The organism is Cupriavidus sp. C3SS-1, from assembly GCF_057073755.1.
Genome location: NZ_CP172699.1, coordinates 1,504,138 through 1,527,202, shown reverse-complemented (window position 1 = coordinate 1,527,202; position 23,065 = coordinate 1,504,138). Strand labels below are relative to the sequence as shown.

The 23,065-nt window shown below is 67.1% G+C and carries 24 protein-coding genes; 12 read left to right on the top strand and 12 right to left on the bottom strand.

Annotated features, from left to right (window positions below):
• Positions 1-5 precede the first annotated feature (5 nt).
• The 4 genes from ACIGJC_RS07085 to ACIGJC_RS07070 form a co-directional block, all read right to left on the bottom strand.
• The gene (locus tag ACIGJC_RS07085) at positions 6-3,197 is read right to left on the bottom strand and encodes a DNA translocase FtsK (protein WP_483711481.1); all 3,192 of its coding nucleotides are present in this window, start codon (positions 3,195-3,197) and stop codon (positions 6-8) included.
• A 129-nt stretch (positions 3,198-3,326) separates the two neighbouring features.
• Positions 3,327-3,860, bottom strand: a complete 534-nt coding sequence (locus ACIGJC_RS07080) for a DUF4136 domain-containing protein (RefSeq protein WP_483711480.1) — start codon at positions 3,858-3,860, stop codon at positions 3,327-3,329.
• A gap of 68 nt (positions 3,861-3,928) precedes the next feature.
• Positions 3,929-4,339: a DoxX family protein gene (locus ACIGJC_RS07075; protein ID WP_483711297.1), complete on the bottom strand. Its 411-nt coding sequence runs from the start codon at positions 4,337-4,339 to the stop codon at positions 3,929-3,931.
• 170 nt (positions 4,340-4,509) lie between these two features.
• On the bottom strand, positions 4,510-5,457 hold the full coding sequence (locus tag ACIGJC_RS07070; protein ID WP_483711296.1) for a LysR family transcriptional regulator: 948 nt from the start codon (positions 5,455-5,457) through the stop codon (positions 4,510-4,512).
• A gap of 152 nt (positions 5,458-5,609) precedes the next feature.
• On the opposite strand from ACIGJC_RS07070, the gene ACIGJC_RS07065 reads away from it, so the two are divergent.
• Together ACIGJC_RS07065 and egtB are read left to right on the top strand one after the other, a co-directional pair.
• The gene (locus ACIGJC_RS07065) at positions 5,610-6,230 is read left to right on the top strand and encodes an FMN-dependent NADH-azoreductase (RefSeq protein ID WP_483711295.1); all 621 of its coding nucleotides are present in this window, start codon (positions 5,610-5,612) and stop codon (positions 6,228-6,230) included.
• Between the two features lie 157 nt (positions 6,231-6,387).
• Positions 6,388-7,677, top strand: a complete 1,290-nt coding sequence (gene egtB, locus ACIGJC_RS07060) for an ergothioneine biosynthesis protein EgtB (RefSeq protein WP_483711294.1) — start codon at positions 6,388-6,390, stop codon at positions 7,675-7,677.
• A 12-nt stretch (positions 7,678-7,689) separates the two neighbouring features.
• Here egtB and ACIGJC_RS07055 read toward each other — a convergent pair whose 3' ends face one another.
• From ACIGJC_RS07055 to mltG, 7 genes are all read right to left on the bottom strand, one after another.
• Complete coding sequence (locus ACIGJC_RS07055; RefSeq protein WP_483711293.1) at positions 7,690-8,079, bottom strand: YkvA family protein; 390 nt, start codon at positions 8,077-8,079, stop codon at positions 7,690-7,692.
• Positions 8,080-8,108: 29 nt separating this feature from the next.
• Positions 8,109-8,855 carry an ankyrin repeat domain-containing protein gene (locus tag ACIGJC_RS07050; RefSeq protein ID WP_483711292.1) on the bottom strand — a complete coding sequence of 249 codons (747 nt, stop codon included), beginning with the start codon at positions 8,853-8,855 and terminating at the stop codon, positions 8,109-8,111.
• Positions 8,848-9,642: a TatD family hydrolase gene (locus ACIGJC_RS07045; RefSeq protein ID WP_483711291.1), complete on the bottom strand. Its 795-nt coding sequence runs from the start codon at positions 9,640-9,642 to the stop codon at positions 8,848-8,850. Before ACIGJC_RS07045 ends, ACIGJC_RS07050 begins: the two co-directional genes overlap by 8 nt.
• 218 nt (positions 9,643-9,860) lie before the next feature.
• Positions 9,861-10,256, bottom strand: a complete 396-nt coding sequence (locus tag ACIGJC_RS07040; protein WP_483711290.1) for a PilZ domain-containing protein — start codon at positions 10,254-10,256, stop codon at positions 9,861-9,863.
• Between the two features lie 94 nt (positions 10,257-10,350).
• Positions 10,351-11,364, bottom strand: a complete 1,014-nt coding sequence (locus ACIGJC_RS07035) for a DNA polymerase III subunit delta' (RefSeq protein ID WP_483711289.1) — start codon at positions 11,362-11,364, stop codon at positions 10,351-10,353.
• Positions 11,365-11,447: 83 nt separating this feature from the next.
• Positions 11,448-12,059, bottom strand: a complete 612-nt coding sequence (gene tmk / locus ACIGJC_RS07030) for a dTMP kinase (protein WP_483711288.1) — start codon at positions 12,057-12,059, stop codon at positions 11,448-11,450.
• A gap of 6 nt (positions 12,060-12,065) precedes the next feature.
• Positions 12,066-13,061: an endolytic transglycosylase MltG gene (gene mltG / locus ACIGJC_RS07025; protein ID WP_483711287.1), complete on the bottom strand. Its 996-nt coding sequence runs from the start codon at positions 13,059-13,061 to the stop codon at positions 12,066-12,068.
• 202 nt (positions 13,062-13,263) lie between these two features.
• Between mltG and ygfZ the strand changes: the two genes are divergently transcribed.
• Genes ygfZ through ACIGJC_RS07010 form a run of 3 tightly spaced genes read left to right on the top strand, consistent with a single transcriptional unit; the run spans position 13,264 to position 15,433 of the window.
• On the top strand, positions 13,264-14,271 hold the full coding sequence (gene ygfZ / locus ACIGJC_RS07020) for a CAF17-like 4Fe-4S cluster assembly/insertion protein YgfZ (protein WP_483711286.1): 1,008 nt from the start codon (positions 13,264-13,266) through the stop codon (positions 14,269-14,271).
• A 16-nt stretch (positions 14,272-14,287) separates the two neighbouring features.
• Positions 14,288-14,578, top strand: a complete 291-nt coding sequence (locus ACIGJC_RS07015; RefSeq protein ID WP_483711285.1) for a DUF4936 family protein — start codon at positions 14,288-14,290, stop codon at positions 14,576-14,578.
• A 27-nt stretch (positions 14,579-14,605) separates the two neighbouring features.
• Positions 14,606-15,433, top strand: coding sequence for an NRDE family protein (locus ACIGJC_RS07010; RefSeq protein WP_483711284.1), 828 nt, complete (start codon positions 14,606-14,608; stop codon positions 15,431-15,433).
• On the opposite strand, the gene ACIGJC_RS07005 is transcribed toward ACIGJC_RS07010, so the two are convergent.
• Positions 15,434-15,862 carry a GNAT family N-acetyltransferase gene (locus ACIGJC_RS07005; RefSeq protein WP_483711283.1) on the bottom strand — a complete coding sequence of 143 codons (429 nt, stop codon included), beginning with the start codon at positions 15,860-15,862 and terminating at the stop codon, positions 15,434-15,436.
• A 191-nt stretch (positions 15,863-16,053) separates the two neighbouring features.
• On the opposite strand from ACIGJC_RS07005, the gene ACIGJC_RS07000 reads away from it, so the two are divergent.
• The 7 genes from ACIGJC_RS07000 to denD all read left to right on the top strand — a co-directional run bounded on the left by ACIGJC_RS07000 (position 16,054) and on the right by denD (position 23,002).
• Positions 16,054-16,791, top strand: coding sequence for a FadR/GntR family transcriptional regulator (locus tag ACIGJC_RS07000; RefSeq protein WP_483711282.1), 738 nt, complete (start codon positions 16,054-16,056; stop codon positions 16,789-16,791).
• A gap of 52 nt (positions 16,792-16,843) precedes the next feature.
• On the top strand, positions 16,844-17,746 hold the full coding sequence (gene ltnD, locus ACIGJC_RS06995; protein WP_483711281.1) for an L-threonate dehydrogenase: 903 nt from the start codon (positions 16,844-16,846) through the stop codon (positions 17,744-17,746).
• A 13-nt stretch (positions 17,747-17,759) separates the two neighbouring features.
• Positions 17,760-19,061, top strand: a complete 1,302-nt coding sequence (otnK, locus tag ACIGJC_RS06990; RefSeq protein ID WP_483711280.1) for a 3-oxo-tetronate kinase — start codon at positions 17,760-17,762, stop codon at positions 19,059-19,061.
• Positions 19,058-19,711: a 3-oxo-tetronate 4-phosphate decarboxylase gene (otnC, locus tag ACIGJC_RS06985; RefSeq protein WP_483711279.1), complete on the top strand. Its 654-nt coding sequence runs from the start codon at positions 19,058-19,060 to the stop codon at positions 19,709-19,711. The genes otnK and otnC overlap by 4 nt, the downstream gene beginning before the upstream one ends.
• A gap of 99 nt (positions 19,712-19,810) precedes the next feature.
• Positions 19,811-21,187 (top strand): MFS transporter, encoded by a 1,377-nt coding sequence (locus ACIGJC_RS06980; RefSeq protein WP_483711278.1) that lies wholly within the window; start codon positions 19,811-19,813, stop codon positions 21,185-21,187.
• Positions 21,188-21,224: 37 nt separating this feature from the next.
• The gene (otnI, locus tag ACIGJC_RS06975; RefSeq protein ID WP_483711277.1) at positions 21,225-22,007 is read left to right on the top strand and encodes a 2-oxo-tetronate isomerase; all 783 of its coding nucleotides are present in this window, start codon (positions 21,225-21,227) and stop codon (positions 22,005-22,007) included.
• Positions 22,008-22,027: 20 nt separating this feature from the next.
• A complete protein-coding gene (gene denD / locus ACIGJC_RS06970; protein ID WP_483711276.1) occupies positions 22,028-23,002 on the top strand; it encodes a D-erythronate dehydrogenase in 975 nt (324 codons plus the stop codon).
• Positions 23,003-23,065 lie beyond the last annotated feature (63 nt).

Below are 23,065 nucleotides of genomic sequence, written 5' to 3'. Positions count from 1 at the left end.
CGGTTTCAGTCGCCCGGCCCGGGCGCGAGCACGTCGCGCGCGCCGTTGCGGCCCATCGGCGAGACCAGGCCCGCGGCCTCCATCTGTTCGATCAGCCGTGCGGCACGGTTATAGCCGATGCGAAGCTGGCGCTGTACCGCCGAGATCGACGCGCGGCGCGTGTTGAGCACGAACGACGCGGCTTCGTCATAGAGCGGATCGGCCTCGCCATCTCCGCCGCCGTCGCCAAACAGGTCGCTGGCACCGCCCTCGGGGGTATCGCCCGCGAGAATGCCTTCGTCGTAGTCGGGCTCGCCAAACTGCTTCCAGTGCTCGACCACGCGGTGCACTTCCTCGTCGGCGACAAAGGCGCCATGCACGCGCTGCGGATAGCCGGTACCCGGCGGCAGGAACAGCATGTCGCCCTGCCCCAGCAGGCTTTCCGCGCCCATCTGGTCAAGGATGGTGCGGGAATCGATCTTGGAAGACACCTGGAAGGCCACGCGCGTCGGGATGTTGGCCTTGATCAGCCCGGTGATCACATCCACCGACGGACGCTGCGTGGCCAGGATCAGGTGGATGCCCGCGGCACGCGCCTTCTGCGCCAGCCGCGCGATCAGTTCCTCGATCTTCTTGCCGGCCACCATCATCAAGTCGGCCAGTTCGTCGATCACCACCACGATCAGCGGCAGCGTGGACAGCGGTTCCGGCGCGTCGGGCGTCAACGAGAACGGGTTGGGCACCTTCTGCTCCGACGCCTCGGCCGCGCGGATCTTCTGGTTGTAGCCGGCGAGATTGCGCACGCCCAGCGCCGACATCAGCCGGTAGCGCTTTTCCATCTCGCCCACGCACCAGTTGAGCGCGTGCGCGGCCTGCTTCATGTCGGTCACCACCGGCGCGAGCAGGTGCGGAATGCCTTCGTAGACCGACAGTTCCAGCATCTTCGGGTCGATCATGATCAGCCGCACATCCTCGGGCGTGGCCTTGTACAGCATCGACAGGATCATGGCGTTGACCGCGACCGACTTGCCCGAGCCCGTGGTGCCGGCGACCAGCAGGTGCGGCGCGCGCGCCAGGTCGGTGACGACCGGATGGCCGGTGATGTCCTTGCCCATCGCCAGCACCAGGCGCGAACTGTGCGACTGGAACGACGATGCGCGCACGATCTCGGACAAGCGGATCATCTGCCGGCGCGCATTGGGCAGCTCCAGGCCCATGCAGGTCTTGCCGGGAATGGTCTCGACCACGCGGATCGAGGTCACGCCGAGCGCACGCGCCAGGTCCTTCATCAGCCCAACCACCTGCGCACCGCGCACGCCCATGGCGGGCTCGACTTCGAAGCGCGTGATCACCGGACCGGCGCTGGCGCCGACCACGGCGACCGGCACCTTGAATTCCGACAGGCGCTGCTCGATCAGCTCGCGAGTCTCGAGCAAGCGTTCCTCGGATACAGGCTCGCTCTGATCGGCAGCGCCCTCAAGCAATTCGGCCGGAGGCAAACGATAGTCGACAACGATACGCGGCGCTGGAGCCGGCGCAAGGGCCGGCGCAACAGACGCCGGCTGGGCCGCTTGCTGGGCGTTCAGCGCGACGGTCTTGCCGACCACCGCGGGCAATACGATGCGCGGCTTCGCCGCAGGCACGGCGGGCGCCGGTTCGGGTTCCGGTTTGGGCGCCGGTTCGGGTTCCGGTTCGGGCAGCGCCCCCGATTCAGGCTCGGGGGCGCCCAGCAGGACATTGGCATCGACGAGCGTTTCCGCTTCGGACGCATCTTCCACCGTGGTCTCGGGCAGCGGACCGTCTTCCATGACGAATGCCGGCGCAGCTTCCGGGACGGATTCCACGTCAACAACCTCTACCTCGGCTTCGACGACAACCTCGGCTTCGGCTTCGGCTTCGGCTTCGGCTTCGGCTTCGGCTTCGGCTTCAACGGTGAGATCGGTGCGAGGGGAAGGTTCCCCGGCATTCGTCATTTCCGGCGAAGGCGCGTCCACCGCCGGCGTGGCAGCTGCCTGTCCCTCACCGGCGAGCACGGGGCTGACGGCCTTGCGCGACAGCATCTGCAACTCGGCCAGCAACTGCAGGGCTTCCTCCCGGATGGCTTCCAGCGTTGCCTCGTCGCCGTCAAACCCGTCCACGTCGACAGCGTCCGCGCCGGCGTCACCGGCCTGGCTGCTCGACGCGTCCGTTGACGCCGTCATTTCCACCATAGCGGGCTCGGCCACGGCAACGGCGACATCGGTTGCCGTTTCTGCGACCGCGGCGGCAGCCTCGGCAGGCGTTGCAGTGACCACAGTTGCCGCTGGCACAGCGGCGGGCGCCATGGCTTGCTTTGCCGGGACAACCGTTGCCGCGGCGCGTGCGGGGTTAGCGACTGCCGAGGCCTCGGGCAAGGTCGTGATGGCGGCGCGCACGATGGGCTGCGGCTGGCGCGGCGCGCTGCTAACGACCTTGGCACGCGCTGGCGTGGCCGCACGGGATGCTGCAGCGGGTGTCGAGGTGGCAGCCGCCGCGGCAGCGGCCTGCAGGCTGATCGGGCGGCGCGGCTGCGGAGCCTGCGTGGCGCGCGGCGTCATCGGCTCGGCAACGGGCGGCGTGGCCGGGCGCGCTGGCGGCTTCACCGCGCCCGGCGATTCGGCCTGATGCAGCCAAAGCTCCCCTGGCTGCGGCGGCGACTCGCGCGTGCGCGGCGGCGGCTGCCAGGCGGCCTGGCGGCGGGCCGAAATGGCGTCGAAACTGCGGTGGCGCCCCGATGGCGCGTTCCAGTTGCCCGACGTGGCGCCGCTATGGGGCGTGAATTCCCGGCGCTCAGGTTCCCGCATCGGCTGGGTCGGCACGAATTCCGCGGGCGCGTCTTCGGCACGCGGCGCGCTGCGCGGCCTGCGCAGCAGGAACAGGCCGCGCCACGTTTCGCCGAATACCATCGGCGCGGCCAGCGCGAGCACGCCCAGCATCAGCAGCAGGGCGGGCGTCCAGCCAAACAGATTCCCGACCATGGCGCCAAGCGCGCGCCCTGCGGAGCCGCCCGCGCTCCCGCCTTCGCCGCCGGTCAGGGCCTCGAGCGTAGCGCTCGCGCAGAGCACGATCAGCGTACCGAGCCAGACCCGCAGCGAACCGGGGCCGGCCAGGCGCCGTTCACCGGCAAGCAGTCCACCGAAGAGCCGCCACACCAGCGGCACCAGCCAGAGAGTCGAAAATCCGAACCAGCCAAAACCCATGATCGCCATGCCACGTTCAAAACTACGGGCAGCGATTGTAGCGTTTAAGCAGACCGGCCATGCCGTCGGGCCGCGCAATAAAGCGCAAGTTTTCGTAAGCGCGGCGCGACGGCAACAGAGCCCCCTGCCCTACTGGCCGGCGCGGAACGGGTACCGGGCGAAGATCTGGCTCACCACCTTCTCGATGCGCTGCTGGATATCGGACTGGTTCCCCGTGTCGACGCTGCCCACGGCGACGCCCTCCCAGACCAGTTTCATCGCCTTGCGGTCGACCAGGTCGATGTTCAGGGTGCCCTCGGTATAGGTGTAAACGTCGTTCGAGAAGCCGTAGCCGGGCCACGGCGCATAGAGTCCGCCGCGATAGCCGTAGTAGCCCATCATCGGCGGCGGCGCCGGGGTGACCTGCACCTTTTCCTGCATGCGCGCATTGAAGTTGACCAGCAGGTCGGGCGACTGCGCGTTGTACTGGTAGCCGCGCGACGTCATCTCGCGCTGCACGGCGCCCTTGAGGTACTGCGTCGTCAGGCTTTCATAACCCTGCCGGTCCGTGCCGGGGTTCTTCACGAAGCCAAAGCTGCGATACGCGTCGAAATTCACGCTGCGGTTGTAGTCGGTCTTGATGTCCGGCGCGCTGGCGCAGGCCGTCAGCAGCACCGACGCCATGGCAACGGCCGTTGCCGTCCAGCTTCTCGGGGCCTTCACGATACGCCTCCAGCAACGGGCGGCCATAGCTAGTTCCACCGGCCGGCACCACCCACACCCAGCCTGCCTCCGCCGATCAGCATCAGCGTCAGCCCGGCCGCCAGGTACATGCCCTGCAGTTCCAGCTGCCAGCCACCGGTTTCATTGAGCATGCCGATCTGCTTGATGTGCACCAGCCCGATCGCGAACAGCATGTTCACGACCACGATCAGCGCCGCAACACGGGTCCAAAGGCCGATGATCAGCAGCACGGGCGCAATGACTTCACCGAAATAGACGCCGTAGGAGACCCAGGCTGGCAACCCCGCCTGCGTGGCGGTCTGCTCGACGAAGCCCACGCCTCCCTTCAGCTTGGCAATGCCGTGCATCAGGATCAGCGCGCCCAACACAACGCGCAACACTGCCTTGCCCAAGTCCTGCGAACCCTGAGAGCCGCTCATGGCCATCCTCCTTGCCGGTTGAGAACAATCGGAGCACCCGGGAAGCAGGCCGGCCGTTCGGTGGCCAAGCGACTTCGCCCGCACGCAAGGGGCTCTCGCCCATGTACCTTAGTGCGCCGCGGCGTGAAGGTAAAGGCGCAAGAACCCGGCAAGCGATCGCGGCCGCGCCGTCAGACCACGCGGTGCATCGCCGGCTCCCTGCCCTCGTGCATGCCGACCTTGCGCGCGTTCTCGGGCAGGATCTCGCTGAGGAAATCCAGGAAGCGCCGCACCGCCGGGGTCACGCCCTTGCGCGACGGGAACACGGCGTGCAGCGTGCCCACTGGCATTTCCCATTGGGGCAGCAGCAGCTCCAGTTCGCCACGGTCGATCGCATCTCGGCAGTACATGCGCGGCAGCATGGCCACGCCGATGCCGGCAATCGCTGCCTCGCGCAGCAGTGCAAACTCGTCGGTCACCAGGCGCGGATCATAGGAAATCTGGATGGTCTCGCCGCTCTTGCAGCCAAGAATCCAGACGTGCTTGCCATCGTGCGGCTTCTGGCCGACGCCCGGCATGCCATCGAGTGCCTGTGGCGTGCGCGGCCGGCCGATGCTGTCGAGCAGGCCAGGACTGGCCACCAGCATGAGCTGGCTTTCGCCGAAGGTGCGCACGGCGAGGCTGGAATCTTCCAGGATCTCGCGCACGCGCAGCGCCAGGTCATAGCCTTCGCCGATCACATCCACGCGACGGTTCGTGGCCTCGAGTTCGATGCGCACGGCCGGGTTGGCCCGCATGTAATGGCCGATCGCCGGCGCCAGCAGAATCTGCGCAATCGCCACCGGACAACTCACGCGCAGCGTGCCGCCCGGCTGGTCGCGCGCCTGCTCGATCACTTCGCGCGCGGCCTGCGCCTCGTTCAGCATGGCGCGGCAGCGCTCGAAGAAGGACTCGCCGAGCGGCGTCACGCGCACCTGCCTGGTCGTCCGGCGCAACAGCTGTACGCCCAGATCCCGTTCGAGCTGCGCGATGCGCCGGCTCAGCCGCGACTTCGGAATTCCCGTGGCGCGGCTGGCCGCCGAAAAGCTGCCATGCTCGACCACCTGGGCAAACAGCGACAAATCGTTCAGGTCCTGCATGTGGGCACCTCCGCCTGCGCAACGTCACACGCATCAAGGGCGCGCCAGTCGTTGCACGAATAGAACAATTATTTGCATTTTGCCTCACTACCGATACCAATGGCCAGCCGCTATCTTTCCTCCATCGCAACCGCACCTTAGTGGAGAAAGTCATGAACATCCTGCAGATCGATTCGAGCGTTCTTGGTGGCAATTCCGTTTCCCGCAACCTGACCGCCAGCGCCGTGGCCGACCTGGTCGCCGCCAACCCGGGTGCCACGGTAACGGTGCGTGACCTGGACCAGGACGCCCCGGCCCACCTGTCCGGCAACCTGCTGCCCGTGCTGGGCGGCCCGAAGGACGGCCTGAACGCCGTGCAGGAAGCCGAACTGCAGCGCACCGAAACCTGGCTGGCCGAATTCCTGGCCGCCGACGTGCTGGTGGTGGGCGTGCCGCAGTACAACTTCGGCATCCCGAGCCAGCTCAAGGCCTGGATCGACCGCATCGCCCAGGCCGGCCGTACCTTCAAGTACACCGAGACTGGCCCGGTCGGCCTGGCCGGCGGCAAGCGCGTGATCGTCGTGTCGTCGCGCGGCGGCGTGCGCCAGGACGCCAATGAACTGGACCTGCACGAGAAGACCGTGGATGTGGTGTTCCGCTTCCTGGGCATCACCGACATCACGTACGTGCGCGCCCACGGCCTGGCCATGGGTCCGGACGCTCGCGAAGCCGGCCTGAGCAGCGCCCGCACGGAGCTCGCCGCGCTGAACGACGGCGCCCGCCTGGCGGCCTGACCGCGTCGCGGCACCGGCTCGCCGCGACGGCGGATCGAGTCTATGATGGATGCGGGGCGCTACGGCGCCCCGCGTGCCATTTGGCGACGTCACTGGCCGGCCTGCAACGGCCAGACGCGTCCTTCGCCTCAGTCATCGACCGATCCCGGGAGCCCGCATGACTTCAGCCCTGCTGCCAGCCGCCGCCATCCACCCGCCGCACGAACCCGCCTTGCTGGCGCAGTACCGGCACATCCGGTCCGCGACCGAAGCCATGGTCGCCGACCTGTCGGATGCCGACGCCACGGTGCAGTCGATGGAGGAAGCCAGCCCGGCCAAATGGCATCTGGCTCACACCACGTGGTTTTTCGAGGAATTCGTGCTGGCCGCCCGCATGCCGGACTACGAGCCGGTCGATCCGGACTACCGCTTCCTGTTCAACTCCTACTACGAGTCCGTCGGCGCGCGCTATCCGCGCCCGCGCCGCGGCCTGCTCACGCGGCCGTCGCTGGACGAGATCCTGGCCTACCGCGAAGCGGTGGACGAATCGATGCTGAGCCTGCTCGGCTCCGCCCAGACCGATGCCGAAGCCGCCCTGATCACGCTCGGACTGCACCATGAGCAACAGCACCAGGAACTGTTGCTGACTGATATCCTGCACCTGTTCGCGCAGAATCCACTGCGGCCCGCGTTCGCGCCGGAACTGCTGGAGCCGGTGGTCGCCGACCCGCGGCCGGCCCCGGACTGGGTCCGCTTTGACGGTGGCGTTGTAGAGATCGGCAGTCGCGGCGAGGATTTTGCATTTGACTGCGAAGGGCCGCGCCACAAGGTGTTCCTGCAGCCCTATGCGTTGTGCTCGCACCCGGTCAGCAACCGCCAGTGGTTCGAATTCATCGACGACGGCGGCTACCAGACTGCGGGGCTATGGCTGTCGGACGGCTGGCGCTGGGTGTGCGAACAAGGTATCCAGGCGCCGCTGTATTGGGAGGAGCGCGATGGGACCTGGTGGCAGATGACGCTGCGCGGCATGCATCCGGTCGACCCGGAAAGCCCGGTCACGCATATCAGCTTCTACGAAGCCGATGCCTTTGCCCGCTGGGCCGAGCGCCGGCTACCGACCGAAGCGGAATGGGAACATGCGGCCCGCAACTTGCCGGCGACGGGGAATTTCATCGAGGGCCGCGTGCTGCGTCCGCTGCCGGACCGGCAGAACACCTCGGGCGTGCTGCGCCAGATGTTTGGCGATGTGTGGGAATGGACCGGCAGCGCCTTCCTGCCCTACCCGGGATTCCAGCCGAGCGCCGGGGCGGTGGGCGAATACAACGGCAAGTTCATGAGCAGCCAGATGGTGCTGCGCGGCGGCTCGTGCGTGACGCCCGAATCGCATATCCGGGCCAGCTATCGCAACTTCTTCTATCCGCACCAGCGCTGGCAGTTCACCGGCGTGCGCCTGGCGGACGACGCCTGAACCGGGGCGCGTTCAGCGGCCCGACCACCAGCGCCAGCCTAGCCACGCCAGCAACGCCCAAACCAGCACGATCGCCCCCGCCGCCCACAGGTTGCGTGGGCGCGCTTGCTTCGACGCCTGCCAGGTGTCGGCCTGCGCGCGGCAATCCGCCTTCACGGCAGCTGGCACCAGCCGGAAGGCCAGCCAGATCCCAGCCGGCACCAGCAGGACATCATCGACATAACCGAGCACCGGGATGAAATCCGGAATCAGGTCGATCGGGCTGAACGCATAGGCCACAACCAGCACCGCCAGCAGACGCGCGGCCAGCGGCGTATCCGGATGGCGGCTGCAGAACCACAGCATCACGAGACTGGATTTGAGGCTGCGCGCCCACTGCCGCAGGCGCCGGCTCAGGGGCATCGCCTCCGTCCGCGTACCAGATTTCGACATTATTTGCCGCTGGCGGGCGCTGCCTTCATTGGCTGGCCACCGGGCTGCGCCACGGGCGCCTTCAGCGGCGGCGCGGCGACGATAGGCACCTGCGGGTACAGCTTCTGCCAGCGCGACTTGAGGCCATTGGCGATCTCGGCCTGGTTATAGCGCTCGGCAAAGTCGATCACCGTCATGCCCTGCTGGTTCTTGAGCCGCATGTCCGCGCCTTCGTCGAGCAGCAGCTTCACGGTCTCGATGTGGCCGCCGCGTGCGGCCATCATCAGCGGCGTCGTGCCGTTCGGGCTTTCGGCGTCGATGTAGGCGGCGTGGTCGACCAGGTATTTGACGACATCGTTGTGGCCGGTGGTGGACGCATAGTGCAGCGGCGTCCAGCCGGTCTTGTTGACCTCGGCCTCCATGTCGTCAACCATCAGCTTGACCATGTCGAGTTCGCCCTGCAGCGAGGCGATCATCAATGGGGTTTCGCCGGCGGGGTTGGCCTTGTCGAAGTCGATGTCCTTGGCCTTGATCAGCGCCGTCGCGGCTTTCAGGGACTTTTCCCGCAATGCCACAACCAGCACCGGCTCGCCGCGGCTGTCCACGATATTGGGATCGATGCCCCGGCCCAGCAGCTTCTGCACGGTGCGCGCGTCGTCGAATTCCACGGCCTTGCGCATGTCGTCGGCCGGCGCGGCCCAGGCCAGCGCCGCGCATCCGAGCAGCATGGCGCCGGACAGCGCGCGGATAGATTTCATGTCAAACATGAGCTTCCCTGTTGATGTGCTTGAAAAGCTTGAAGAAATTATCGGTTGTTTGCGCAGCGAGCTGTTCCACCGGGATGCCGCGCAGATTGGCAATGAACTCGCCCACATGGCGCACCCAGGCCGGCTCGTTGGTTTTGCCGCGGTACGGCACGGGGGCGAGGTACGGCGAATCGGTCTCGATCAGCATGCGGTCCAGCGGCACCTTGCGGGCGGTTTCCTGCAGGTCTGCCGCACTCTTGAACGTGACGATTCCCGAAAACGAAATATGGAAGCCTTCGTCCAGCGCCTGTTTCGCGACATCCCAGGTTTCCGTGAAGCAATGCATCACGCCACCGGCCTCGCGGGCGTTTTCCTCGCGCATCACGCGCAGCGTGTCGTCCGCCGAGGAACGGGTATGGATGATCAGCGGCTTTCCCGTCTGCCGTGCCGCGCGGATATGCGTGCGGAAGCGCTCGCGCTGCCATGCCATATCGGCGATGCTGCGGCCGTTCAGGCGGTAGTAGTCGAGGCCGGTTTCGCCGGTGCCCACCACGCGCGGATGCGCGGAGAGTTCCAGCAGACGCTCCAGCGTGGGCTCCTCGCCCTCTTCGTAGTCCGGATGCACGCCGACCGAGGCGTACAGGTTCGAATACTGCTCGGCCAGCGCCAGCACGCGCGGAAAGTCTTCCAGCGTCACCGAGATGCAGAGCGCGTGCGACACCTGGTTGGCGCGCATATTCTCGAGCAGTTCAGGCAGACGGGCGGCCAGGTCGGGAAAATCGATATGGCAGTGTGAATCTACAAACATGGGGGAAACCTCGGTACTGCGACCCAGGAACCGGAAACCGGCTAGCCTGGCGGGACGCTACGGACAACCGCGCCGACTCGGCCGTCGCCACGGGCAACGCGAATACGGTGCTGCGGAGAGCAGCGGTACCGGGCATGTCGCCGGCACCATCGTGCTTACAGTAAAACTAAAAAAATATTCTTCAATATCAGCCAGTTACCAAGCAATCTTCGCAACCATCATAAAGTCTGGGTTGGCCGTCCGGATTCCAACTGCTTGCCCAGGATTTCCTCTACGGCACGCCGCAGGTTGCGGCCATTGTCGTCGTCAGGGAAATGCACGCCTACGCCGGGCGTCTTCATCGGCGTGCCCGGCGGCGTGATCCAGGCAACATGACCGGCGACCTGGTATTTCTGCGGACGGTCCAGCAGCGACAGGACCAGGAACACCTGCTCGCCCAGACGGAACGGCCGGTTCGACGGCACAAAAATGCCGCCGCGCGCCAGGAACGGCATGTACGCGGCATAGAGCCCCGCCTGGTCCTTGATCGACAAGGACAACACGTTCGGCCGCGATGGTGCGCCACCCATGGTGGCGGTGGCCCGCCCCGGTATGGTTGCGACTTCTGCATTCATGACTGACCCCTTTTTGACCGACTATCGTTCTGTTTTAAGTGTTCCGCAGCTGCTCCCCGGCGGTTGCCGGGCCTCGCCTGCTACGCCAGCGCTGTCACTGGAACAGTTGCCGGTATTCGAGAAATACGGATTCCATCACCAGCCTTGCCGCGAGCGGATGATTTTCGCTGCGACGGTGCGCATTGATGCGCGACGCAAACGCCTGCAGCCGATGGGCGCTCGATGCGCCGGCACAACGCGCCAGCACCGCGCGCTCCTTCGGGAAGTAGCGCGGCACCGCGCCGCCCGAGGCATCGAGCCGGCATTTCAGCAGATCGTACGTCCAGCGCTGGAGGATGCCAAGCACGGCGGGGACCGGCATCTTTTGTAGTTGTTCCGCCGCAGCAGACGCGTCGAACTCGGCGCCGGCACCCAGTTGGCCGACCAGCCAGCGCTGCAGCGGCTGCTCCTCGGCTTCGGCGGCATGCAATGCCGTCAGCGGCGAACCGCCGGCCAGTGCAAGCTGGGCTTCGGCGTCCGCCACGCCCTGGCTCTTGAGCCAGGCGAGGGCGGCTTCCGGTGTCGGCCGCTGCGCGGAAAACTGGCGGCAGCGCGACAGGATGGTCGGCAAGATCCGGTCGAGCCGGTCGGTGACCAGCAGGAACACCGTCGAAGATGGCGGCTCCTCGAGCGTCTTCAGCAGTGCGTTGGCACCTTCGGCCTGCAGGGCATCCAGCGGGTAGACCACCACCACGCGCAAGCCGGCCCGGTGCGTCCCGACGCCGACCGCCTCGATCAGCGCCCGCACCTGCTCCATGCGGATGATCTTGCTGGGCGCCTTCTTCTTGCCGCTGTCGTCCGACTCGCCTTCGCCCGAAGCCTCCAGCGCCTCGGGACGGACCACGGTGAAATCGGGATGGTTGCCCTGGCTGAACCAGTGGCAGGCCGCGCACTGGCCGCACGGCTGGCCATCGGGCCGCGGCGACTCGCATAGCAGGCCCTGAGCGAAATGCAGCGCCAGGTCGCGCTTGCCGGTCCCTTGCTGGCCGTGGATCAGCAGCGCATGGGGCAGCCGCTCGCGCAGCGCGCCAAGCCGTTGCCAGTCTTCCGTTTGCCAGGGATAGAGCATGCGAATCAGTCAGTTAGCCGTGAAGGCTGAAGTGCCGCCTTCATCTCGAAAGCGATATTATCAATCAATCTAAAGCTTCAAAATCAAAGCGTTGCGATGATTTTCTCAAGCTCGACACGAATCTGGTCGATGCTCCGCGTGGCGTCGATCACGCGAAAACGGCCGGGTGCTTGCGCGGCACGACGCAAGTACTCGGTACGGGTGCGTTCGAAGAAGGCGCGCGATTCGGCCTCGAATTTGTCCGGCGCTCGCGCACCAGCCAGGCGTTCGCTGGCGGTTTCCAGCGGCACGTCGAACAGCAGCGTCAGGTCCGGCTGCAGTCCCGCCTGCACCCAGTCTTCCAGCGCTTCGAGCCGCGCCGTGGCCAGCCCCCTGCCACCACCCTGGTAGGCAAAGGTGGCGTCGGTGAAGCGATCGGAGATCACCCAGTCGCCGCGCGCCAGCGCCGGTTCGATGACTTCGGCGATATGTTCGCGCCGTGCCGCGAACATCAGCAGCGCTTCGGTTTCCAGGTGCATCTTCCGATGCAAGAGAATCTGGCGCAGGTCTTCGCCCAGCGGCGTGCCCCCGGGCTCGCGCGTGGTGACCACGGCGCCAAGGTCCTGGCGCTCGCGCAGGCGCGCCGCCACCCAGTCGATATGGGTGCTCTTGCCGGCGCCGTCGATGCCTTCGAAGGTAATGAATTTTCCGCGCATGGATGCCTATTTGCCGCGCTGGTACTGGTCGACCGCGCGGTTGTGTTCGGGAAGCGTGTTGGAGAAATGGCTGGTGCCGTTGCCGCGCGCCACGAAATACAGCGCGTCCGACGGCGCCGGCGCCGTCGCTGCCGCCAGCGAGGCCAGCCCCGGCAACGCGATCGGCGTGGGCGGGAGGCCATTACGTGTGTAAGTATTGTACGGGGTGTCGGTCTGCAGGTCGCGCTTGCGCAGGTTGCCGTCGAAGCGCTCGCCAATGCCGTAGATCACGGTCGGGTCGGTCTGGAGCATCATGTTCTTGCGCAGCCGGTTGACGAATACCGCGGCGATCATCGGGCGCTCGGCGGCCTGGCCGGTTTCCTTCTCGACGATCGACGCCATCACCAGCGCCTCGTACGGGGTCTTGTAGGGCAGGTCCGCGGCACGCGCGTTCCAGGCTTCGTTCAGGCGCCGCTGCATGGCCTTGTAGGCATGGCGGTACAACTCGATATCGCTGCTGCCGCGCGCGAACAGGTAGGTATCCGGGAAGAACAGCCCTTCCGGCGCGGCCTCGGCGGCGCCGATCGCCTTCATCAGTTCGGCATCGGACATGCCCTGCGTGTCGTGGCGCAGCGCCGGGCTGGCGTCCACGGCCGCGCGCATCTTGCGGAATTCCCAGCCTTCGATCACGGTGACCACGTAATGCGTCACCTCGCCGCGCGCGAGCTTGCCGATCACGCCCAGCGGCGTGATGCCCGCCTCGAAGGTGTAGCCGCCCGCCTTCAGGTCCGGTCCGTGCCCGGTCAGCCTGACCAACAGCTGGAACAGCCGCGAATCCATGCCCACGCCGCCGCGCTGGAGCTGGCGACCGACGCTGGCGACGCCCGAATTAGGCTTGATGACGACCTCGACGGGCGATGTGGACAGCCCCAGCGGCTGGTTGGCCCACCATGCAAAAGCGCCGGCGACAGCCGCGGCAAGCACCAGGACCACGAGCCCCAGGCGGATGAAAAGACGTGTCATGAAATCCGTTCAGTCTCGGCAGCGTCCGTGTGGCGGGTGATGCCCCCTGCCCGCCGCGCGCGCCGGCGCCGGCTGAAATGCCGGCAGCCCCATATAATACCGGGAGCCTTGCGCCGCCACGATGAGACGGGTCTCTACCGGAGCCGTGACGCGCGGCGCGCACCTGCCAAACGCACCCTCTCGCCTGAACGGAATGCCTGAAATGAACACCCCAGCCCCGGACCTCGCCGCCAGCCTTGACGCCCTGCAAAGCAGGGGCATTGTCTGCGCGCCGTCCGGGCTTGGCTGGATCCGCGTGGCGGGCGACGACGCCGCCACGTTCCTGCACACCCAGCTGACCAATGCGGTCGAGGATCTCGCTCCTGGCGCCGCGCGCCTGGCCGGTTATTGCTCGCCCAAGGGCCGGCTGCAGGCCAGCTTCCTGATGTGGCGCGACGCCGACGGCATCGTGCTGCAACTGTCGGCCGACGTCCTGCCCGCGCTGCAGAAGCGCCTGAGCATGTTCGTGCTGCGCGCCAAGGCGAAACTCAGCGATCTCACGCCGGCCGTCGCGGTGCTCGGCGTGGCCGGGCCGCACGCCGCACAGGCCCTGGCAAAGGCTGGGCTGGCCGCGCCCAACGCCGTGTTCGCCGCCGACAGCGCTGACGGCACGACCGTCGTCCGCCTGCCGGACGCCGCCGGCCAGGCGCGCTGGCAACTGCTGCTGCCGGCCGAGCGCGCCGCCGAAATCCGAGCGGCGCTGGCAAGCCAGCTGTCCGAAGCCGATGCGGCGTTCTGGGACTGGCTCGAAGTCCAGTCCGGCATCCCGCGCATCGTCGCGGCGACGCAGGAGCAGTTCGTGCCGCAGATGGTCAATTTCGAAATCGTCGGTGGCGTCAATTTCCGCAAGGGCTGCTATCCGGGACAGGAAATCGTGGCCCGCAGCCAGTACCGCGGCACGCTCAAGCGCCGCATGTGGCTGGTACAGGGCAACGGCGCCGTGCCGGCACCGGCCGCGGAGATCTTCCGACCGGAAGACCCGCAGCAGCCGTGCGGCATGATCGTCAATGCCGCTCCGGCGCCCCAGGGCGGCTGGGCGGCCCTGGCCGAACTGAAGATCGACGCCGTCGCGGCAGCCCTGCACCTGGGCAGCGCCGAAGGCGCCGCGCTGACAGTGGGCCGTCTTCCGTACGAAGTACCGCTGTCCGAGGCCGCGCAGGCCGCCGGCTGACCTGCAGGACACCGTCATGAGCGATCACCTCTACGTTTATTTCCGCGTGCCGGAAGCCACAGCGGCCGAAGCGCTGCCGCACTGGCACCGCTGGATGGAGACCGTTGCCGAGGCGACCGGAATTGGTGGTACGCTGATGCGCAGGCCCGAAACCCGCGCCGGCGTGCAGACCTGGATGGAATGCTATGCCGATGTCCCTCCCGCCTTCGACGCCACGCTGTCAGGTTTGTGGCGCCAGAGCGGTCTGGAGCAGTGGGTGGATGGCGAGCGCCAGGTCGAGCATTTCATCGACCTGGACCTGCTGTAGATTCTGCGCAGTAAAGGAAGCAAAGCAATGTGCCTGATCCTGGTTGCCTGGCAATCACACCCGGACTATGCCCTGGTGGTGGCCGGCAATCGCGACGAATTCTATGCCCGTCCGGCGGCGCCCGCGCACTGGTGGCAGGAGGCCTCGCAGGTGCTGGCGGGCCGCGACCTGGCCGATGTCATCGGCGAGCCCGGCACCTGGATGGGCGTGGCGGGCGAAGGCCGCTTTGCCGCGCTGACAAACTATCGCGCCCCGTCGGAAAAACGCACCGACGCGCGTTCGCGCGGTGAACTGGTGGCCGGCTTCCTGCGAGGACACCGGGGGCCAGCCGACTACCTTGGCGCCCTCGCAGGCGCGGACGGCTGCTACAACGGCTTCAATCTGCTGGCCTGCGATTTGCACGAACTCTGGTGGTACAGCAACCGGTCGGCCTCTCGCCAGCCGGAGCGCCTGCGGCCGGGCCTGTACGGGCTATCCAACGCCTTGCTCGATACGCCGTGGCCCAAGGTGCGCAGCCGGGTCGGCGCGCTCGCGGAAGTGCTGGCGGCCGATACCGGCCATGCCAACGCCAGCGCCGCACCCTACCTCCAACTGCTGGCTGACGAGCGCCAGGCCGCGAACTTCGAGCTGCCCTCGACCGGTGTCTCGCCCGAGTGGGAAAAGCTGCTGTCGTCGGCGTTCATCCGCTCGCCCAACTACGGCACGCGCGCGAGCACCGTGCTGCGCGTGCGCCACGACGGGCGCTTCGATTTCAGCGAACGCAGCTTCGATGCGAACGGCCAGACCGGCGAGGTCTCCTATCGCGGCAAGCTGAACCTGGCCCGCGACACGGGCACGGTACCGGCGCCGCGCTGATCAGCCGCGCAGGCGTTTGCGCATCTCCACGTGCGGGATGCCGGCTTCCTCGAATTCATCCCCGGCCTGCGTGAAACCGGCGCGCGCATAAAATGCCGCGGCATGCGTCTGCGCGTTGAGCACCAGCTCCGGATAGCCCAGTTCGGCGGCCTTGTTCATCAGCGCCTCCAGCACGCGCGCGCCGACACCGGTGCCCCGCACCAGGCCGAGCACCGCCATGCGGCCGATATGCCCGTCGGGCAGCAGACGGCCGGTGGCAACCGGCGTGCCGTCCCCGGCCAGCGCCAGGGCATGCCAGCTCGGCTCATCCCATTCGTCCCACTCCAGCTCGACCGGCACGCCCTGCTCTTCGACGAACACCGCGTAGCGGATGGCGCGTGCTCGCTCGCGCGCTTCGGACCAGGGACAAATCAGGACGGTGACAGGCATGGAAATTCGTTGGAAGTAAGCGGATAAGCGTTGGAACCGCGGGTAGGCTGCGGCTGCCATGATACGCCACAAACCTCCGCGTATCGGAGGCACCGTCATCGTGCAGCCTGCACCGTATAAGGGTTTACCTGCGCTAACAGATCCCTGTTAAATTTGTATGATGACCTGACCACCCGATGACCAGATAAGCCATGTTCCAGAAAGTCCCGGCCCGAGCCCTGACCGACAATGTCGCCGAACAACTGCTGGACAAGATCCAGAGCGGCGCCTTCTCGCGCGGGGACAAGCTGCCGACGGAAGCTGTGCTGTCCGAGGAATTCGGCGTCAGCCGCACGGTGATCCGCGAAGCGATCTCGCGGCTCAAATACGAAGGCGTGGTCGAATCGCGCCAGGGCAGCGGCGTGTTCGTGACCGAGCAGGCCGGCATCCGCCCGCTGCGAATCGACTACACCGACACCGGCACGCTGGATTCGGTCCTGCAGATCGTCGAACTGCGCCGGGCCATCGAGGCCGAAGTGGCGGCGCAGGCCGCGCGCCGCCGTACCGACGCGACCATGGTGGCCATCGACGCGGCGCTGGCCCGGCTCGATGCCGAAGTGGCCGAGGGCGGCGACGGTGTCGCCGCCGACGTGGCATTCCACCGCGCCATTGCAGCGGCCACGGGTAATCCGTATTTCCTCAAGACCCTCGAATTCCTGAGCCAGTACCTGGAAGCCGCAACGCGCGTGACGCGGACCAACGAAGCGCGCCGCGCCGACTTCACGCGCCAGGTGCGCGACGAACACCTTGCCATCGTCGCCGCGATCCGCGCGGGCGACGCGCTGGCCGCCAGCAATGCCGCGCAAAACCATATGTTCAACGCCGCCCGCCGCCTGTCCCAGCTGGGCCAGGACGAAGCGGACGACGAGCGTTCCGGCACGGCTAGCTGAACCGGCGCCGTCCTCATCGATTGACCAGTCTCACCTGCATCAGGAGTTTTCTATGTCCCGGAATATCGGCGTAATCGGCCTTGGCGCCATGGGCAACGGTGTAGCGCAGTCGCTGCTGCGCGCGGGCCTCAACGTGCATGCCTGCGACCTGCGGCCCGACGTGCTGCAGCGCTTTGCCGATGCCGGCGGCGTGCCGTGCGCCAGCCCCGCCGAACTGGGCAGCCGCTGCGATGTCGTGATCACGCTGGTGGTCAATGCCCAGCAAACCGAGGCCGTACTGTTCGGCGCCAACGGCGCCGCCACGGCGATGCGCCCGGGCACGCTCGTCATTGCCAGCGCGACGGTGCCGCCCGCCTTTGCCGAAGCCCTGGGCCGCCGTCTTGGCGAGCAAGGCGTCCTGATGCTCGACGCCCCGGTGTCCGGCGGCGCCGCGCGCGCGGCCAGCGGCGAGATGACCATGATGACGTCCGGCCCCGCCGAAGCTTATTCGCTTGCCGAAGACGTTCTCGCCGCCATTTCCGGCAAGGTCTACCGCCTGGGCGATGCCCACGGTGCCGGCTCCAAGGTCAAGATCATCAACCAGCTGCTGGCCGGCGTGCATATCGCCGCCGCGGCCGAAGCCATGGCGCTGGGCCTGCGCGAAGGCGTCGACCCGGATGCGCTGTACGACGTCATCACGCACAGCGCCGGCAATTCGTGGATGTTCGAGAACCGCGTGCCGCATATCCTCTCCGGCGACTACACGCCGCTGTCGGCGGTCGACATCTTCGTCAAGGACCTCGGCATGGTGCTCGACACCGCGCGCACCAGCAAATTTCCGCTGCCGCTGTCCGCCGCCGCGCACCAGATGTTCATGATGGCCTCCACCGCCGGCCACGGCGGCGAGGACGATTCCGCCGTGATCAAGATCTTCCCCGGCATCGAACTTCCGGCCAACGCCGACAAGGCCCACTGAGGCGCAGCGCATCATGACCGCCATCCAAGCGCAAAAGCGCCCGCTGCTGGGCTGCATCGCCGACGACTTCACCGGCGCCACCGACCTGGCCAACACGCTGGTGCGCAACGGCATGCGCACGGTGCAGACCATTGGCGTCCCGGACGCCGGCGCCGTGCAAGACATGGCGCAAGCCGATGCCATCGTGGTCGCGCTCAAGTCGCGCACCATTCCCGCCGCCGACGCCGTGGCGCAATCGCTGGCCGCGCTCGACCGGCTGCGCGGACAGGGTTGCAGGCAGTTCGTCTTCAAGTATTGCTCGACGTTCGATTCAACCAGCGCCGGCAATATCGGCCCCGTCGCCGAAGCCCTGCTGGCAGCGCTCGATAGCGACTTCACCATCGCCTGCCCGGCCTTCCCCGAGAATGGCCGCACGATTTTCCGCGGCCATCTGTTCGTCGGCGATGTCCTGCTGAACGAGTCAGGCATGGAGCACCATCCGCTCACGCCAATGACCGACGCGAACCTCGTACGCGTGCTGCAGGAGCAGAGCCGGGGCAAGGTCGGCCTGCTGCGCTACGACGCCGTCGCTCGCGGTGCGAATGCGACTGCCGAACGTATTGCGGACCTTCGCGGCGATGGCGTGCGCCTCGCGATTGCCGATGCTGTGTCCGATGCCGACCTGTTCACGCTCGGACAAGCGTGCGCGGACCTGCCGCTCATCACCGGCGGCTCGGGTATCGCGCTGGGCCTGCCCGAGAACTTCCGCCGTGCGGGCCTGCTGCCGCAGCGTGGCGATGCCGCGTCGGTGCCGCGCATCGACGGCCATGGCGTCGTGCTGGCTGGCAGCGCCTCTCGCGCGACGAACGGCCAGGTTGCGCGCTGGCTCGGTGAAGGCCGCCCCGCCCTGCGCATCGATCCGCTGGCACTCGCGCGCGGCGAGGCGGTAGTCGATGCCGCGCTCGCCTTTGCGGCCGGCCGCGATGAGCCTGTGCTGATCTACGCGACCAGCAGCCCCGATGAAGTCAAGGCCGTGCAAGCCGAACTCGGCGTGGAACGCGCGGGCCATCTGGTCGAACAGGCGCTGGCCGGTATCGCGGCCGGACTGCTCGCCAGCGGCACGCGCCGCTTCGTTGTCGCGGGTGGCGAGACTTCGGGCGCCGTCGTGCAGGCGCTGGGTGTGCGGGCGTTGCGCATCGGCGAGCAGATCGCGCCGGGTGTGCCTGCAACCGTCACGCTCGATGCTCAGCCGCTCGCGCTCGCCCTGAAATCCGGCAACTTCGGCGGCGAGGATTTCTTCGCGCAGGCACTCGCCCAACTCGGAGGACAGCCATGAGCCAGGAAAGCAAGCTGCGCGAAGAGATCTGCCGCATCGGCGCGAGCCTCTTCCAGCGCGGCTATACGGTTGGCTCGGCGGGCAACATCAGCGCGCGGCTCGATGATGGATGGCTGATCACGCCGACCGACGCCTGCCTCGGCATGATGGATCCGGCAGCCGTGGCCAAGGTGTCCGGCGACGGCAACTGGGTCTCGGGCGACAAGCCGTCGAAGACGCTGACGCTGCACCGCGCCATCTATGACAACAACCGCGAGGCGAACGCCGTGGTGCATACGCACTCGACGCACCTCGTGGCATTGACGCTGGCCGGCGTGTGGGCGCCCGCCGATATCGTGCCGCCGCTCACGCCGTACTACGTCATGAAGGTCGGCCACATCCCGATGATTCCGTACCACCGCCCCGGCGATCCGGCCGTTGCGGCGCAGGTTGCCACGCTCGCCAGCAAGGTGCGCGGCGTCATGCTGGAGCGGCTCGGTCCGGTGGTGTGGGAGTCCGGCGTCTCGCGCGCGGCCTTCGCGCTGGAAGAACTGGAGGAGACCGCGAAGCTCTGGATGATGATGAAAGATGTGCCGGGCTTCGCCGCCCGCGCCGCGCTCAGCGAAAGCGCACTCACCGAACTGCGGGATACCTTCAAAGCCCGCTGGTAGCAACTTACTGATTCCCGACCCGACGCGACCCGGACGCGACTGCCGCCAGGCAGCCGCGCGGAGAACACTCGCGCCCCCAAAACCCGAACGGAGACCACCGTGACACCGAACCAACCCGCGGCCAGCGTGCCCGCCTACGACAGCCTGGGCGGCAATGCCCGGCTCGACGCCGACGCCCAGATCGAGAAACGCGCCTATCACAAGGTGTTCTGGCGCATCATGCCGTTCCTGATGCTGTGCTACGTGATCGCCTATCTCGATCGCGTCAATGTCGGCTTCGCCAAGCTGCAGATGGGCCAGGACCTGGCCTTCTCCGAGACCGTGTTCGGTCTTGGCGCCGGCCTGTTCTTCATCGGCTACTTCCTGTTCGAACTGCCCAGCAACCTGCTGATGCACAAGCTCGGCGCGCGCATCTGGATCGCGCGCATCATGATCACCTGGGGCATCGTGTCAGGGCTGTTCATGTTCGTGCAGACGCCGACCCAGTTCTACGTGATGCGCTTCCTGCTGGGCCTGGCCGAAGCGGGCTTCTATCCCGGCGTGATCCTCTACCTGACCTACTGGTACCCGGCCAACCGCCGCGCAAAGATGATCGCGCTGTTCATGTCGGGCATTCCCGTGGCCGGCATGTTCGGCAATCCGCTGTCGGGCTGGATCATGGACGCCTTCAACAACACCCATGGCCTGCGCGGCTGGCAATGGATGTTCATCATCGAAGCGCTGCCGTCCCTGCTGATCGGCGTGCTGACCGTCTTCGTGCTGCGTGATGGCATCGACAAGGCGCCGTGGCTCGACGCTGATGAAAAACGCGTGCTCAAGCGCAATGTCGAGGCAGACCAGCAGAATGCGGTCAAGGCGGCCGGCGCCGCCTCGGGCAAATCGCATGGCCACTCGCTCGGCGCCGTGTTCCGTGACAGCCGCGTCTGGTGGATGTGCCTGATCTACTTCTGCTTTGTCACCGGCCAGTATGCGCTGACGTTCTGGATGCCCACGCTGGTCAAGGCCAGTGGCGTCACCGGCAACTTCAACATCGGCCTGCTGTCGGCGATTCCGTTCCTGTGCGCGATTGTCGTCATGAACTTCCTCGGCCACAGCGCCGATGCCCGCAGCGAGCGCCGCTGGCACCTGATCGTGCCGGCACTGATGGGCGCCACGGGCTTTGCGATTGCGGCCTCGTTTGCGGACAATACGACCGTAGCCATCGCCGCGCTGTCGCTGGCCGCCGCCGGGGTGCTGACCTGCGCGCCGCTGTTCTGGTCGCTGCCAACCGCGTTCCTGTCTGGCATCGCCGCTGCTTCGGGCATCGCGGTGGTCAACTCGGTGGGCAACCTGGCCGGCTTCGTGTCGCCGTATATGGTCGGTGCGCTCAAGGACATGACGCACAGCACGCAGTTGCCGATGTACGTGCTGTCGGCGATCCTGGTGGTCGGCGCCGTGCTCGTATGGCTGACACCGGCCAAGCTGGTCAACCGCTGACCCGCCCGCATTCAAGACTCACAACCGGAAGCCAACCATGCCGCGTTTCGCCGCCAACCTTTCAATGATGTACACGGAGCATGACTTCCTGGACCGCTTTGCCGCCGCTGCGGCGGATGGCTTCCAGGCAGTCGAGTACCTGTTCCCGTACGAACACCCGGCCGCCGAACTGCGCGCGCGTCTCGACGCCCATGGCCTGGTGCAGGCGCTGTTCAACGCGCCGCCGGGGGACTGGGCCGCGGGCGAACGCGGCATTGCCGCCCTGCCCGGCCGCGAAGCGGAGTTTCGCGCCGCGTTCAGCCGCGCACTCGAATATGCCGGCGTGATCGGCAACGACCGCATCCACGTGATGGCCGGCCTGATCCCGGCCGAGGCCGACCGCTCGCGCTGCCGCGCCACTTACCTCGAAAACCTGTCCCATGCCGCCCACGCCGCCGCAGCGCAAGGCATCACCGTGCTGGTCGAGCCAATCAACACGCGCGACATGCCCGGCTATTTCCTGAACCGCCAGGACGACGGCCAGGCCATCTGCAAGGCAGTCGGCGCCGACAGCCTGAAGGTGCAGTTCGACTGCTACCACTGCCAGATCGTGGAAGGCGACGTGACTAAGACACTGCAGCGCGACTTCGCGGGCATCGGCCACATCCAGATTGCCGGCGTGCCCGAGCGCCACGAGCCGGACATCGGCGAACTGAACTACCCGTACCTGTTCGACGTCATCGACAACCTGGGCTACCAGGGCTGGATCGGCTGCGAGTATCGGCCGCGCGCCGGCACCTCCGCCGGCCTGGGCTGGATCAAGCCTTACCTGAAGCGCTGAACCCACGGAGAAGCATTGCCATGAACGTACTGATTACCGGCGGCGCCGGCTTCCTCGGCCTGCAACTGGCGCGCCTGCTGCTGCGGCGCGGGACCCTCGACCTGGACGGCCGCGCCGTCGCCTTCGACCGCCTGACGCTGCTCGACGTGGTAGCGCCGCAAGGCCTGGATGATGCGCGCGTGCGCGTGGTGAGCGGCGACCTGTCGGACCCCGCCGTCCTTGCGCAAGCCATCGATGCCGACACCGGCGCCATCTTCCACCTGGCCGCCGTGGTTTCGGGCCAGGCCGAGGCCGACTTCGAGCTTGGCATGCGCGTCAACCTCGACGCCTCGCGCGCGCTGCTGGAAACCTGCCGCCTGGCCGGCCACAAGCCGCGCGTCCTGTTCACCAGCTCGGTCGCGGTCTATGGCGGCGAGCTGCCACCCGTGGTGCAGGACGATACGGCGCTGAACCCGCAATCGTCCTACGGCGTGCAGAAGGCCATCGGCGAATTGCTGCTGTCCGACTACAGCCGCCGCGGCTTCGTAGACGGCCGCGTGCTGCGCCTGCCGACCATCAGCGTGCGACCGGGCAAGCCCAATGCGGCGGCCTCGTCATTTGCCAGCGGCATCATCCGCGAGCCGCTGGCGGGCGTGGAGGCCAATTGCCCCGTGGCACCGGAAACGCCGCTGTGGCTGCTATCGCCGCGCGCGGCCGTGACGGCGCTTGTCAACGGTATCGAATTGGATGGCGAGCGTCTGGGCAACCGCCGTGTGGTGAACCTGCCGGGTCTGTCGGTGACGGCAGCGGGCATGGTTGAAGCGCTACGCCGCGTGGCGGGCGATGCAGCGGCCAACCGGGTGACGTGGCAGCGCGAGGAACGCGTCGAGAAGATTGTGGGCACGTGGCCGGCGGCGTGGAATGCGGAACGCGCGATATCGCTGGGGTTCCAGAGCGATGCGAGTTTTGATGAGGTGATCCGCGCGTATATCGAGGATGCGGGGTTGGCGAAGTAAGCCGCAACGTTTTGCTGCCCCCCGCTCGCTACTGCCAGCGCCCTCGCATCTCGCAGAAGCCGT